The sequence below is a fragment of the Micromonospora eburnea genome (genome assembly GCF_900090225.1).
GTDB lineage: Bacteria > Actinomycetota > Actinomycetes > Mycobacteriales > Micromonosporaceae > Micromonospora > Micromonospora eburnea.
In genome coordinates, this window is sequence record NZ_FMHY01000002.1 from 4,595,859 (window position 1) to 4,609,462 (window position 13,604).

The following is a 13,604-nucleotide window of genomic DNA, read 5'->3' on the forward strand; positions in this document are numbered from 1 at the left end:
GCTGCGGCGGTCACACGAGCGAGGCCCGCCGGAATGCCTTCAGGCCCGGCGCTGGCGCACACCCTCTAAACCGTCCTAGGAAAATGAGACTCAGGGCGGTCAGGAACCTGGCCTACTGGCCCTCGGTGACGAGGGTTGCTGGTTCAGTACGGCGCTGTACAGCCACTTCGTGGACCTGGAGGCGCTCGGTTGATCAGGCGGCGCCGGCCTGAAGGAGAATCTGCCGGTAGTCCTCGATCTGGTCGTCGAGAAACGGCTCCTGCAGACCGCGCGCCGCGACCGGCCGGCCGAGGTCACCGACCTCCACCCCCTGCGTGAAGTCCCAGGTCACCTGACCGGGCTCGCCGTAGGAGGGCTCGAGCATATACTGCGTGATGATCGCCGGCTTCCCCTCGACCTCGCCCGCGAAATAGCGGAACATATAGCTTCTGAACGTTCCCTCATCGGCGCCGCCGGTGTAGCCCGCGAACAGCGAGTTCCACTCGGGAACGGCGAACTCCGCGACCAGGAATAGCGACGGCCGCGCGACGGTGGGCAGCTTCTCCGCGCGCTCGCTGATCTGCTCAGGCGTCATGTCCGGCGGGCGCGGGCTCGAGGTGTCGACCCAGGTGCCGCGCAGGGGGTCCAGGAAGGCCTGCGCCCGGGCCCGGCGTTCCGCGAGGACGTCGTCCGGTTCTGTTCGGACCGCGACTTCGTACTGGTACAGGGCGTCCAGGTATGCGGTGTAGAACTCAACCGCCTCGTCAAGATCCACTAGATCTCCCAACCTTCTCGATGAAGAGCCAGTCGTCGCTGCCGGCGAACACGGTGGCGCCCGTCGACCTGTCGCCGCAGGTCAGCACGTAACGGTATTCGGTCTCCTTGACGATGCGAACGGGCGGGTCGCGCAGGATCTCCATGATCGCCTTGAGTTTGCGTTCCGCGTCCGCGTCGCCGGCCTTGAACCATGACATCGCCTTGATCCGGTCCTCCAAGGTGGTCATCAGCTCCCCGAAATGGACTACCACGGTCAGCGTCATGGAGACATCGCTCACCGGCCGTCCGCATTCCTTCGCGAAATCCGTCATCGCCGCCGCGATCGCCCGCTCCTGGGCGGCCTGGCTGATCTTGTTGTATCGGTCGCTGGTCGACACGATGTTCAGCCCGGTCGCGAAACCCGACCCGCCGAAACGGTCGCCGACGCCGTGCGCGCGGTTCATGAACATCCCGGGGATGAATCCCGGGCTGTCGTGCGTGACGCCACGCGGGCCGCCGCCAGTCTTCAACCGGAGATCCTCGCCGGTCACCGTCAGCGTCTCGGTCCGTTGGGTGTCCTTCTCGATCACCGTGAACGTCTTACCGGCCTTGGTCTTGTACGTCGTCGTGGTGGTGCCGTTCTTCGTTTCTGTTTTGATCTCGACCGGGGCGAAGTCCGAGTGCTCGCCCTCCCGGATCTTCGGAAGCGCGAGCTGCCCGAACGGGGTCACGACGACATTGAAGGCGCTCGGGCCGAGCTCGTTGAGTTGCTTCAGGAGCGCCTTCTTGTAGTCGGAATCCTCGAGCGCCGAGGCGCGGGCCACACCGGCCTTCTTTAGGGCCTCGGGTACCGGGGTCCCGAGCTTCGTCAGGATCGCGTCCCGGCCGCCCCTCTTGAAGGCGTAGTCGAAGAACTTGTTCGTGTCGACCCGTTGCCCGCTGCCCGGTGTGAAGTACGTGAGCAGCGGCTCGATGAACTCAGGCTTCATCACGTGCTCACGGGCGTCGGTGTCGGTGCCGGCCAGGTCCGCCCTCCCCCACAAGGCCGGTGCCCCCTCCTCGGGGCCCTGAGGCACCCGGAGGATGTACCTGAGCAGCCAGAGCTCGTGCACATCCTTGATGAACGCGTCGACGCGGGCGGGCATGGCCTTCTGGATCTCCTCGATCTTCAGCCTGGCTGCGTCCGCAGTGAGATCCTTTAGGTCGAACGAGTGGCCGATCACGGCCAGGTCCTCGGCCATCGACTTCAGCAGGGCCGTCAGCTTCTCGTCCTTCTTCTTACTCTTGGACTTCGCGAGCTTCGCCGGCTCGTCGTCGTACTTGCCGATGAAGCCGTCGAGGGCCTTCGCGGCGTCCGCGTTGCCGGCCTCGTGCTGGGCCTTACGTGCGACCTTGGCCTTGGTCAGCAGGTCGCCGGGTGTGCTCGCCATGACGATCTGCGCCCGGCCGTTGACGATGCTGCCGGTCAGGGTGTGGGGCATGCTCTTCATCGCGAAGGGCCTACTGACCGGCGCCACGTCCTTGGCGGGGGCCTGGGAATCGTCGTCCCTGCCCGGGCCTTTCTTGTCCTTGCCCTTGCCGGTGATCTTGTCCTTGACCTTCTTGCCGGCCGCCTTGAGCTTGGCCCAGATGGCCTTGCCCAGCTTGACGATCTTGCCGACGATCCAGTCGACGGCTTTCATGACCGGCTTGGACAGGGCCTTGAAGAAGGATTTGACCTTATTGGCGATGCCGCCGATGCCGAGGATGGCGGCGAGCGCGCCGATCAGCACGGGCACGGATCTGGCGAGGGCCTTTTCGATCAGGGCGGGCACGCCGCCGGCACCACCACCGGCGATAGCGATGATCGCGTCGAGTACGGCGTTGACGAACTCGATGATCTGGGCGCCCTGGTTCACGATGAACATGACGAAGTCGATGATCATCTTGCAGGCCTTGATGAACGCCGACGCCGGGTTCAGCAGCGAGATGATCCAGGTGATCCCGGCGATCAACACGGTCGGGATCAGGTACTCGCTGATCTTGCCGAACAGGTTGGCTTTCAGGTCGCCGACCTGGGCCTTGATGTCCTCCCAGATCCCGCCGATGCCCTGGGCCTGAATCTTCTGCGCGATCGGCACCGACTGCTCGACCGCGCCCATCGCCTGCTCGGGCACCCCGCGTTGCACGATCCTCGCCCGGATCGCGCCCCACGTCAGGCCGAGCAGGGAGCCGATCATCATGATGATGCCGCGGAGGTCGAACTTCGCCGGCAACTCCAGACCGGCGCCGGCCATGGCACCGAGCAGCCAGCCGACCAGGCCCTTCTTCAGGTGCTCGCCGATGTTGGCGATGAACTGCTTCAGCCCGGTCCCGACCGCGGAGACGAGGTTGCCGAGGAAGCCGATCGGGTCCTTGATGATCGCCATGACCGCTTGGGCGGCTTTGGCCAGCACGCCGAGCAGCATGTCCTTGAGCTGCATGATCGTCTTGATCACGCCACCGACCGCATGTATGGCCTTGGCGACCAGGCCCTTGTTCTTCTCCTTCTCCGCGGCGATCTCCTGGTCAACCGCTTTGAGCGCCTCGTTGTACTTCGTGGCGAGGGTGTTGACCAGCTCTTTGCCCTTGGCGTCGACCGACTCGGTCAGCTCGTCGAACTTGCCCGCGAATTCGGCCGCCGCCTCCTTACCGATCGCCTGCAAGTCGGGGCCGAGTTTCTTCACCTCGGCCTGTAGGTCGTCGCGGCCTTTGGCGATCCGCTGCTTCGCCCGCGTCAACTCCGCGCCGATCACGTCCGCGACACCGGAGATGACCTGCTGCATCCGGTCGACGTACCCCTTGCGGGCCTGCTCGTAGAAGACGTTCACCTCGCTGGGCAGCCCGAAGAGCTTGTCCTTGCCCCACTTCCAGAAATTCACCCCGGAGTAGCGCTTGTCCTTGTACGCGTCGATCCGCCGCTTGTAGTCGGCGGTGAACGCGTCCCGCGCTTCTTTCTCCCCCGTGGTGAACAGGTCGTCGACCTTCTTGTCCAAGCCGGTGAGGATGTCTTCGACTTCCTTCTTCGTGGCGTCGAAGACCTTCTGCAACCGGGCGGTGACCTGCACCCGCTTCTGCTCGTCGGCGGACTTCGCACCCTCCTTGCCCGCGCTGACCTGCGCCCCGGACTGCTTCCGGTCAACGGCCAGCTCCGCCATCGCCGCCGCACCCGCCTGCCCAGCCGCCGCCTTCGCCCCAGCCAGGGTCCGCGCCTCAGCCGCCCGCACCTCACCTGGCGCGGTCGCCGCATGCTTTTCGCCCTCCTTCTTCTCCTTCAACGCACCGGTGAACTCCGGCTCATTCGACTTGGCGAGCTGCTCCTCGGTCACCTGCGCGTCGGCCATCTGCTGGTCGACCTGCTTCGGCCCAGCCGAGAAGTCGGTCGCCGCCGCCGGTGCCTTGTCCGGTACCGCCTTCACCGGATCCGGCGTACCCGGCGCACCCGGCGGCCGGTCCGCCACCAGCGGTGTGACCTGCTTCTCCCTCGCCTTCGACGTGTCCGGAGGCGCCTTCGTCGTCGTCTCGATCGCCCTCGCCGACGCCTTCTTGCCCTCACCGACCCGGCCCTGCACCTGACCCTTTACCGCATCCGCCTTACCCGAGTCGGCGAACTTGTCCGCCTCATCCAGGTTCTTCGGCGCCTGCGCCGCGATTGCGTCGTTCACCGCTTTGACGAACGCGGCCTTGTCGAACTCCCCCGGCTTCGCGGCATTCATCTTCTCCGCGTTGGCCGCCTTGCCCTGGGTTTCCATGTCGTCCGGCGGCGGCTTCGCCGCCCCCTGTGCCTTGCCCGCCTCCGCCTTCGCTGGCGGGTGGGCCGACATCACCTTCTGCTTGCCGGTCACGTCCGCCTTCAACGCGGCGAACTTCGGGTCAGCCTGCGGCCCGGGACGGTGGACGGGGCCGGCGTCGGTCGCCAGCCGCTGCACCGGCGCGGCCTCCACCAGCCCTGCATCGATCGACCCGGCAACAGCGGCACCGCAGGGGGAAGGGGCGGCAGAGGTGGACGGCCCGGCGCAGCGCTGGGCGGGCATCGCCGGCCCACTCGCCGCACCACCCGTACCAGGCCGCTTCGCCGCGGTACCTGCGCCTCCTGACCGGGCAGCGGGCGTACGGGTCGCGGCGGCTCGCCGCTGAGCGACCAACGCCGCCACCGCCCGGTTACCCGCCGCCGACTGCAACCGCTGAGCCATTGCCGGGCTCAGCAGGCGCCCGCCGGTCTCGCGTACCTCGGTGGTGGAAGGCTCCGGGTCGAGGGCCGCGCGCGGCGGTGGAGCCGGAGCGGCGCGGCGCGTGGACCCGCCGCGCTCCTCCGCCGGTGCCTTCACGTCACACCTCCCGGTCAGGGCAGGTCCACCAGAGGGCCAACGAGCCTCCGGCCCGCAGGCTGCTGGCCGAAGACAGCCGAATCCCTACTCGACGGCCCCCTCCTCACCTACCTCCTGCCGCGGCACGTACGTCTGCGCCGACTCGTCCTCCTCGCACGTCGCCGCGCCGCGGGGCGGTGTGCCCGTCCTGGTCACGGACCGCGGGACGGGTACGGCGGAGCAGAAACCGGCGCCAACCGGTCGGCGTTGGCGACGGCCTCCCGCCCGAATCGGCCGGACGCGGCGATGACCTTCACCCCGCCACCGGTGTCCGTGCCGTCCACCAGCCCACTGCACAGCTACACCACATGGTTGGACGCACTTTGACCGTGCACCTTCTAGGAGCCCCGCACCTGGTCCAGCCGGCCTGCGGGAAGGGGCACGTCCACTGCCCGAAAGGGCAGAGCCAGCAAGGGTTGAACGGCCCGAGCTGGGGTTACGTCGGGCGGGGTCAGGCTGAGGTCAAGCCAGCCCCGCGTCGATCAAGATCAGGAATGAGTTCGGCGACCGCTGCTCGGCGAACGCCCACGGCTGCGCGCCGAACAGGTCCACGCAGGCCGACAGCAGGCCGGGCCCGGGTGCGGCCGGGTCAGTATGAGAAGTCGACGTGGAAGTGCGTCACCAGCGGGCCGTGCCAGTTGAGGTTGGCGGGCCGCTTCACCTTCGTACCGTCGGGGAGCTGGACCTCCTGCTCGGTGACGTTGTCCTGGTTGCCCATCCGGCCGTGCTCGGCGCCCTTGCCGGCGTGGGCGCGTGCGTTGAACTCGCGGGCCACCACGTAGTCGTTGTAGAGGATCTGGTAGGTGAAGCCCAGCTTTCCGGCGACGGTGTCGATCGCCTCGGCGAAGCGGAACGCGACATCCTTGGTGAAGTAGGCCGCCGCCTTCGCGCTCTCCGGGTACATGTCCAGTGACCGGAAGCGCCCCTTGAACCCGCCGCTGGCGTGCTCGCCGGACATGCCGCCGTAGGTGCCGGCGGAAAAGGTGCCGAACTCGGACTGGATGGCCCGCAGGATGTCGAGCATCGTCTTGTGCACGGGCGTCTTCTGCCCATCCTCGGTCCAGCCGGCGAAGTCGGCCGTCGTCGGTACGACCAGATTCCCGGCGGCCTGCTCGGCATCGATCCGGGCCTTCTTGAAGGCACCCTCGTTGAGCTGGCCCAATCCCTTGAGCTTGGCCTCCTCCGCCTGCGCCAGCGCCGCCTGCTGCTCGGGCTCGGTCAGTTCCTCGGGCTGCTTGCCGGCAGCGGCGGCAGCCTTGGCCAGGGCTGCCTTCTTCTCCTTCTCGCTGAGCGGCCTCTTCAGCTGGTCGAGGCGGTCATGGATCGCCTTGGCCCGCTGGTCGGGAGAGAGGATCTCCGGTACGGGGTTCACCCGCCTGCCGCCGCTCGCGCCGATGGTCTCGAAGTCGAGCCGGTCCCGCCGTTCGACCATCCAGCCCCACATCGCGTTCGCCTCCCACTGGCGAACCGTTTCGCGTTGCTTGTGCCGGATGGTCTGCATGTGCAGCTCGATGACGGCGTCGGTGGCCTTCGGGTTCTTCTTCTTGAACGCCGCCCGCTGCTGTTGCAGCCCGGCCACCAGCCGGTCCGGCAGCCGCCACCAGGGCGTACCGAACGAGCTGCGGGTGAACGACGCCTGGAGCACGTCGTCGAAGTCCTGCTGGAGCTGGCTCTTGTCCCGCCAGAGCTTCGGGTCCTTCGGCTTGCGGCTCTGGTAGCAGTTTGCCATCTCCTCGGCGAGCTTCTCGGCGTCGCCGTGGGCCCAGAACGGAGACGAGTCCTTGATGGAGTCCAGCGGCAGCGGGGTCTCCGTCGCGGGCAGGGTCGCGGCCGGATCGGGTGTGAAGGGCAGCGCCGCGACCGTGGCTGGCGCGCCCGGCGGTTCGGTGATGGCACAGCCGGCCAGGTTCCGGGCAAAATTGGGCGTGGCCGGCGTCGGTTGCGGCCCGGGCGGTACCGGCTCGGGCGGCACCGGCTCGGGCGGCACCGGCTCGGGCGGCTGAGGCCCCGGCGGTACCGGGCCGGGTGGCTGGGGACCCGGTGGCACGGGGACCGGCGACGGTGGTACCGGTGGCTCGACGCACGGTTCCGCGTCGGCATCCCCCCGCTCTGGCGCCGCCACCGGCTGGGTCTGCACCACCGTCTCCACGGCGGTCTGCACGGGTGCGCCCGGCTCCGCGTCGACGGCCACCGGCACCGGACAGAAGCGCGGCGGTCCCGCCGGGAAGAGCTGGTCCAGCCGCCCGATCGTGCCTGGCCCGACGTCGCCGTACTGCTCGGACCCGAGCCGGTTGTCGGCCTTGAACGTGCGTACTGCGGCGGCCGTGCGGGTGCCGTACCGCCCGTCGACGTTACCGAGGTCGTAGCCGAGATCGGTCAGCGCCTGCTGCACCTTCTCGACCGGGCCGCCCCGGTCGCCCTGCCGCAGCCGGTCCGCGTCGGCCGCGCAGGCCTGGAGCCTCGACTCGCCCGCGAACCGGGGCGAGGTCAGCGGCGCGTGGACCACGGGCGCGCGCCGACCGCCCGCCGGCTGCCCGGCTTGGCTCGCCGGCTCCGCCCCGCCGCTCGCCGGCTCGGGGCCAGCGGTCGGGCCGCCCGCCTCGGCGGCCTGTCGTTGCAGTGAGTCGTCGAGGAGGGAATCCCCGCCACCGGCGTCGCGCCCGGCCAATTCGGCCCGGGCCGCGTCCTGCTTCTCCGGTGGGCAGTCGCACGGTACGGGCCCGCAGCGCTGGAGGGTGAGCAGGGACGCGACCGCCCGGTTGCCGGCCGTACGCTGCAACCGGAGCAGGTCGCGCGACGCTGGGGCCCGAGCCGCGCCCGGCGCCACCATGCCCGCCGGTGGCCTGCCTGGGTGGGTGAGCGCCGCCGGATCGACCCCCGGCGAAGGTGTCTGCGGGACCCTCGGGGCCGCTGTTCTGATCTTGCTGGTACGGACCTTCATCGCGCGGGCCTCCGTTCGGATCCCCGCTGTAGCTCAACGCGCGGGCCGGCCCGGCGCAAGAGGCGACCGCGCAGAACCGGCTTCCCGATCGGACAACCGCCCCGAAAAACTCAGCCGACCCGCGATGATCTCATCTGCAACACCGGACCGAGCAGGTTGGTGGTGGTCCACGCGTTCCGTGACGAGCCTGCGGCGACGGCGACCGAGTTGCAGAACATGTTGGTCACCGCAATCGGCTGTTGAGTGATCCCCCGTGAGAGCTACCGGAAAGTGTCCACTGGGTGGTGACGATTCCGGCGCGGCGAATCCATAGCGTTCGTTGTAGCGGTGCTTGACCGCTGCCAGCGGAATCGAAGGAGTCGTCATGCGTTTGGTGAAGCAGTTCGTGTGCGTCGCGGTGGTCGCCTTCGGCGGCAGCCTGGCGGTCGGCGCGGTGAACTGGAGCGCGCCGCTGACCCTGCTGCTCGGGTTCGCGACGGCCGTGCTGACGCTCCTGGTGTACGCGTGGATCGTGCGCCGCACGGAAAAGCGGGCACCCGTCGAAGTTGAGCGGAGAGGGGCCGGCGGCGCTCTCGGCCGGGGCATGCTGATCGGGTTCGGGCTGTTCACGGCGGTGATCGCCAACATCGCTCTCCTCGGTGACTACCGGGTCGATGGCTGGGGCTCCCTGTCGGGTGCGATCGCGCTGCTCGGGTTCATGGCCGCGGCCGCGGTGACCGAAGAAGTCCTGTTCCGCGGCGTGCTGTTCCGCATCGTCGAAGGCTGGCTCGGCACCTGGTGGGCGCTCGCGCTGACCGGTGTCCTGTTCGGCGCGTCGCATCTGGTCAACCCGCACGCCAGCCTGTGGGGCGCACTTGCCATCGCCGTCGAGGCCGGCGGCATGCTCGCCGCCGCCTACGCCGCCACCCGCACTCTCTGGCTGCCCATCGGCCTGCACTTCGCCTGGAACTTCGCCGAAGGCGGCCTGTTCGGCACCGGCGTCTCCGGTACGAATCAGCCACAGGGCCTGCTGCACGGCGTCATGTCCGGCTCGACCTGGATCACCGGCGGCGACTTCGGCCCTGAAGGCAGCCTCTACTCGGTGCTGGCCGGCATCATCGCGACCACCGTGTTCCTGACCATTGCCCGCCGACGCGGCAACCTGGTCCCCAGCCGCCGGCACCGCGCCGCCGGAATCGACGCGGCCGCTAGGCTCGCCCAGTGATCGACCTTCGGCGCATCCCGGACCGGTGGCGGCGGCTCGACGTCACGGTCCGGGACCTCCCGTGGGCGATGCTGTTCGTCGTCGGATCGCTGCTGCCACCGTTACAGGGCCACGGCACCGAGGTCGGCGAGCTGCCGGCCCGCCCGTTCGACGCCCTGGCCATCGTGGCCGTGTTGCTGCAGTCGCTGCCGCTCGCGATCCGCCGCAGGTGGCCGATCGCCTGCCTCGCCGTGGTGTCGGCCGGCTTTGTCATCGACCAGGTCCGCGCCTACCACTCGTTCGCCGGCACCGCCCTGGCGATCGCGCTGATCACGGCGGGCGCTCGTGTCGAACAGCACCGCCGCGCCACGATGGTCGTGTTCTCGGTGGCCTACATCCCGCTGGCGGTCTGGCTCGACCGGCTCGGCTCAAACGAGCAGGTGGGCGGGTTCGTGCTGTTCTACCTCGTGCTGGTGCTCGCCTGGGGGATCGGGTCGTGGTGGCGCGCCACCCGGGTGGCCGACGCCGAGCGGCGGCGCCGCGTCGCGGAGGACACCCGTGCCGCCGAACGCACCCGCATCGCCCGTGAACTGCACGACGTCGTGACCCACCATGTGACGGCGATGGTGGTCCAGACCGAAGCGGCCCGTTACCTGACCGCCGCGCCCGACAAGCTCGACGCGACCCTGGCCGCGGTCTCCGACACGGGCCGGCGGGCCATCACCGACCTGCGTCACCTGCTCGACCTGCTGAATCCCGACCACGGCACCGGAGACCCGGTGCGACAAGGTGAGTTGAAGGAACTCGTGGAGCAGACCCGCGAGGCCGGCCAGCCGGTCGAGTTCACCGAGGACGGCACGCCGGCGCAGACGAGCGGCAGCGCCGAGTTCGTGACCTACCGGGTCGTGCAGGAAGCGTTGACCAACGCCCTCAAGTACGCACACGGCAGCGCCACCGTGGTCCGCGTGCACCACGGCGAGAGGGAGATCACCGTGGAAGTCAGTACCGAAGGCTCCGCGTCCGCCGGCAAGGCGGTGGGCGGCAGTGGGCGCGGCCTGGCCGGCCTGCGCGAACGGGTCGACGTGCTCGGCGGCGAGTTCAGCGCCGACCGGCAACCCGGCGGCGGCTTCGTCGTACGGGCCCGCATCCCCGCCGGCAGCCCGTCGTGACCACGCCGGACGGGGTGCCGATCCGGGTCCTGGTCTGCGACGACCAGGCGCTGATCCGCACCGGCTTCGCGACCATCATCGACGCGCAGCCCGACCTCGAGGTCGTCGGCGAATGCGGCGACGGGCGCACCGCCGTCGACCTCGCCGGCAAACTGCACCCGGATGTCGTGGTGATGGACGTGCGGATGCCCGTACTCGATGGCATCGAAGCGACCCGCCTCCTGGCTGGCGCCGGCGTGGAGCACCTGGTCAAGGTCCTCGTTGTCACAACCTTCAACCTCGACGAGTACGTGTACGAAGCCCTCCGCGCCGGCGCGAGCGGCTTCCTGCTCAAGGACGCCCCACCCGCACAACTGCTGCACGGCATCCGCACCGTGGCCACCGGCGCTGCCCTCCTGGCGCCCGAGGTCACGCGGCAGCTCGTCGGCCGGTACGCCTCGCGGATTCGCCCGATGGGGCATACCCCAGACGACGCCGCCCTCACGCCTCGCGAACTGGAGGTACTGCGACTCATCGCCGACGGCCGGTCCAACAGCGAAATCGCCGCGACACTGGTCATCAGCCAAGAGACGGTCAAGACGTACGTGTCGCGCATCCTCACCAAACTCGGCCTGCGCGACCGCGTCCAAGCCGTCGTGTACGCCTACCGACGCGGCCTGGTGACGTAGGGCGAGCCCGCCGTCCGGTACGAGGCCACTGTCCTCGTACCGGCCATCAACGAGTGGTTGTGACCAGCACCGTCAGGACAGGCGGATGGAGGACCAGTGGGTTGAAGGTGGTTTAGGGGATGATGGCGTGTTCGGTGAACTGGCCGCAGGGGCGAAATCCCAGACGGCGGTAGACGGGCTCGCCGTCGACTGATGCCTGCAAGACTGCGATGCGGTGGTCTCGGTCGCGGGCCGTGCGGAGTGCCGCGAGTGTGATGGCGCCGCCGTAGCCGCGGCGGCGGTGGGCGGCCAGGGTGGAGATGTTGTAGATGCCGGCGACTCCCGCGTGGTGGAACACTTCAGCGGAGCAGACCGGACGGTTCTCCACGTAGCCCACCAGGTACCGGGCCGGGCACTGCGCGGCCAGCGCCTGTGGGGCGGCCTGGGCGAAGAAGCGGTGGACGGTGTCAGCGGGCGGGTCCCAGTTCGCGGCGAGAACCGTGGCGTAGTCGGCGAGCTGTTCGGACGTGGCCGCCCTCTGGATGTCCAGCCCTTCGACGGCGGGAAGTGGCAGGGTGTCGTCCAGTTCGGCCCACATCGCCGTCTCGCGTTCGGATTCGGGGAGACCGGCTGCCGTCAGGCGGGTGGTGAGATCCGGTGGTGTCGAGGCGGGCCCCACCCACCAGGAAAACCGGCGCTTGGTGCGGGCCAGCGTCTCCGTGGTCTCGGTGATACGTGCTGTTGCGTCGGCGGTGGTGAAGCGGGCAGCGGCAACGATGCTGAAGGTGTCGTCGTCCAGGCCGCTGTCCGCGATCAGGAGGTCACCAGCCTCCGTGACAGTCGCACCGGTCATGCTCCGGTGCAGGTGGCAGGCGTGTTCCGCCAGATTCTGTTCCATTCTGTCCATCAAGTCGGCTTCATCAAGAAAATGATCATTCACAGCGAATGACCTAAGCAGGACCGAGCGGTAGTCGCATACGGTTTTCGCTCGTCCGTCGGCAGTGTCGCGCCAGCGACCAGCACATTCGATACCCGCCGCTAGAGCCCCATGGCCAGGCGGTAGTAGGCCTGGCTCCAGCGGATCTCCTCGGCGAACCGGCGCGGGTCCGTGTCGGCGTCGATGACAACCAGCTCTGTGCGGCTCATCTCGGCCAGGTCGTACAGCTCCTCCACCCCCACGGCACGCGACAGGACGGTGTGATGCGGGGCTCCGGCGGTGATCCACGCCTCCGCAGAGCCGGCCAGGTGCGGCCTGGGTCGCCAGACGGCCCGGGCGACCGGCAGCCGCCGCAGCGGATGGGGCGGTGGCACCAGGTCGACCTCGTTGGCGACCATCCGGAACCGCTCCCCCATGTCGGCCAGGCCGAGCACCACCGCCGGGCCGGGCTCGGCGTCGAAGACCATCCGGACCGGGTCCTCCCGCCCGCCGATGCTCAGCGGGTGGATCTCCACGGACGGTACTGCCGCGGCGATGCTCGGGCACACCTCGAGCATGTGGGCGCCGAGGACCAGTTCCCGGCCCGGGGTGAGGTCGTAGGTGTAGTCCTCCATGAACGAGGTGCCGCCCTCGACGCCGACCGCCATCGCCTTGAGGGTGTAAACCAGGACCGAGGTCTTCCAGTCGCCCTCGCCGCCGAAGCCGTAGCCGTCGGCCATCAGGCGCTGCACGGCGATGCCGGGTAGTTGGCGCAGCCCGCCCAGGTCCTCGAAGTTGGTGGTGAAGGCGCGGAACCCACCCGCTTCGAGGAAGGCGCGCAGGCCGAGTTCCAGGCGGGCGGCGTAGCGCAGGGACTCGTGCCGGTCGCCACCGGGGCGCAGCTCGGGCACCACGCGGTAGCTGTCGTCGTACTCCTTGACCAGGTCGTCGACCTGTGCGGCGGGGACGTCGTCGACCACCCGGACGAGGTCGTTGACCCCGTAGGTGTTCACCGAGACGCCGAAGCGCAGTTCCGCCTCCACCTTGTCGCCCTCGGTCACCGCCACGTCGCGCATGTTGTCGCCGAAGCGGGCCAGCCGCAGCGACCGCATCGCCGACCAGCCGAGCGCCGCCCGGGTCCAGGCAGCGACGCGGGACACCACGCGTGGGTCGGTGACGTGTCCGGCGACGGTCTTGCGCGCCACCCCGAGACGGGTCTGGATGAACCCGAACTCCCGGTCACCGTGGGCCGCCTGGTTGAGGTTCATGAAGTCCATGTCGATCTCGTCCCAGGGCAGCGCGACGTTGGCCTGGGTGTGCAGGTGCAGCAGCGGCGTCCGCAGAGCGTCCAGGCCGGAGATCCACATCTTCGCCGGCGAGAAGGTGTGCATCCACGCAATCACCCCGATCGCCCCCTGCACGGCGGCGTCGCGGCAGACCCGCAGGATGTCGCCGCTGGTGGTCAGGACCGGTTTCCAGACGACCCGGGCGGGGATGTGCGGCGAGTCGTCGAGCGCTGCGGCGATCTGCCGGGACTGCTCGGCCACCTGACGAAGGGTGTCCTCGCCGTACATCGCCTGGCTGCCGGTGAGGAACCAGATCTCAGGCTCAGCGTGCGTTGCCATGGG

At 69.1% G+C, this 13,604-nt stretch carries 9 protein-coding genes; 3 read left to right on the forward strand and 6 right to left on the reverse strand.

Annotated elements, in window-relative coordinates:
• Positions 1–193: 193 nt before the first annotated feature.
• The 4 genes from GA0070604_RS20080 to GA0070604_RS20090 all read right to left on the reverse strand — a co-directional run bounded on the left by GA0070604_RS20080 (position 194) and on the right by GA0070604_RS20090 (position 8,061).
• The gene (locus GA0070604_RS20080) at positions 194–754 is read right to left on the reverse strand and encodes a hypothetical protein (RefSeq protein ID WP_091120618.1); all 561 of its coding nucleotides are present in this window, start codon (positions 752–754) and stop codon (positions 194–196) included.
• A complete protein-coding gene (locus GA0070604_RS20085) occupies positions 744–5,081 on the reverse strand; it encodes a phage tail protein (RefSeq protein WP_141721356.1) in 4,338 nt (1,445 codons plus the stop codon). The genes GA0070604_RS20080 and GA0070604_RS20085 overlap by 11 nt, the downstream gene beginning before the upstream one ends.
• 191 nt (positions 5,082–5,272) lie before the next feature.
• Complete coding sequence (locus GA0070604_RS33990; RefSeq protein WP_279615700.1) at positions 5,273–5,404, reverse strand: hypothetical protein; 132 nt, start codon at positions 5,402–5,404, stop codon at positions 5,273–5,275.
• A 305-nt stretch (positions 5,405–5,709) separates the two neighbouring features.
• Positions 5,710–8,061 (reverse strand): peptidoglycan-binding domain-containing protein, encoded by a 2,352-nt coding sequence (locus GA0070604_RS20090; protein ID WP_091120624.1) that lies wholly within the window; start codon positions 8,059–8,061, stop codon positions 5,710–5,712.
• Between the two features lie 364 nt (positions 8,062–8,425).
• Between GA0070604_RS20090 and GA0070604_RS20095 the strand changes: the two genes are divergently transcribed.
• From GA0070604_RS20095 to GA0070604_RS20105, 3 genes are read left to right on the forward strand one after another with little or no spacing between them, the layout of a single operon-like run.
• Positions 8,426–9,265, forward strand: coding sequence for a CPBP family intramembrane glutamic endopeptidase (locus tag GA0070604_RS20095; RefSeq protein WP_091120628.1), 840 nt, complete (start codon positions 8,426–8,428; stop codon positions 9,263–9,265).
• A complete protein-coding gene (locus tag GA0070604_RS20100) occupies positions 9,262–10,413 on the forward strand; it encodes a sensor histidine kinase (protein ID WP_091120632.1) in 1,152 nt (383 codons plus the stop codon). The genes GA0070604_RS20095 and GA0070604_RS20100 overlap by 4 nt, the downstream gene beginning before the upstream one ends.
• Positions 10,410–11,081 carry a response regulator gene (locus GA0070604_RS20105; protein WP_244162017.1) on the forward strand — a complete coding sequence of 224 codons (672 nt, stop codon included), beginning with the start codon at positions 10,410–10,412 and terminating at the stop codon, positions 11,079–11,081. Before GA0070604_RS20100 ends, GA0070604_RS20105 begins: the two co-directional genes overlap by 4 nt.
• Before the next feature lie 112 nt (positions 11,082–11,193).
• Here the strand turns inward: GA0070604_RS20105 and GA0070604_RS20110 are convergent, their stop codons facing one another.
• Together GA0070604_RS20110 and araA are read right to left on the reverse strand one after the other, a co-directional pair.
• Positions 11,194–12,000 (reverse strand): GNAT family N-acetyltransferase, encoded by an 807-nt coding sequence (locus GA0070604_RS20110; RefSeq protein WP_208602132.1) that lies wholly within the window; start codon positions 11,998–12,000, stop codon positions 11,194–11,196.
• A 98-nt stretch (positions 12,001–12,098) separates the two neighbouring features.
• Positions 12,099–13,601: an L-arabinose isomerase gene (gene araA, locus GA0070604_RS20115; RefSeq protein WP_091127286.1), complete on the reverse strand. Its 1,503-nt coding sequence runs from the start codon at positions 13,599–13,601 to the stop codon at positions 12,099–12,101.
• Between the last annotated feature and the right edge of the window lie 3 nt (positions 13,602–13,604).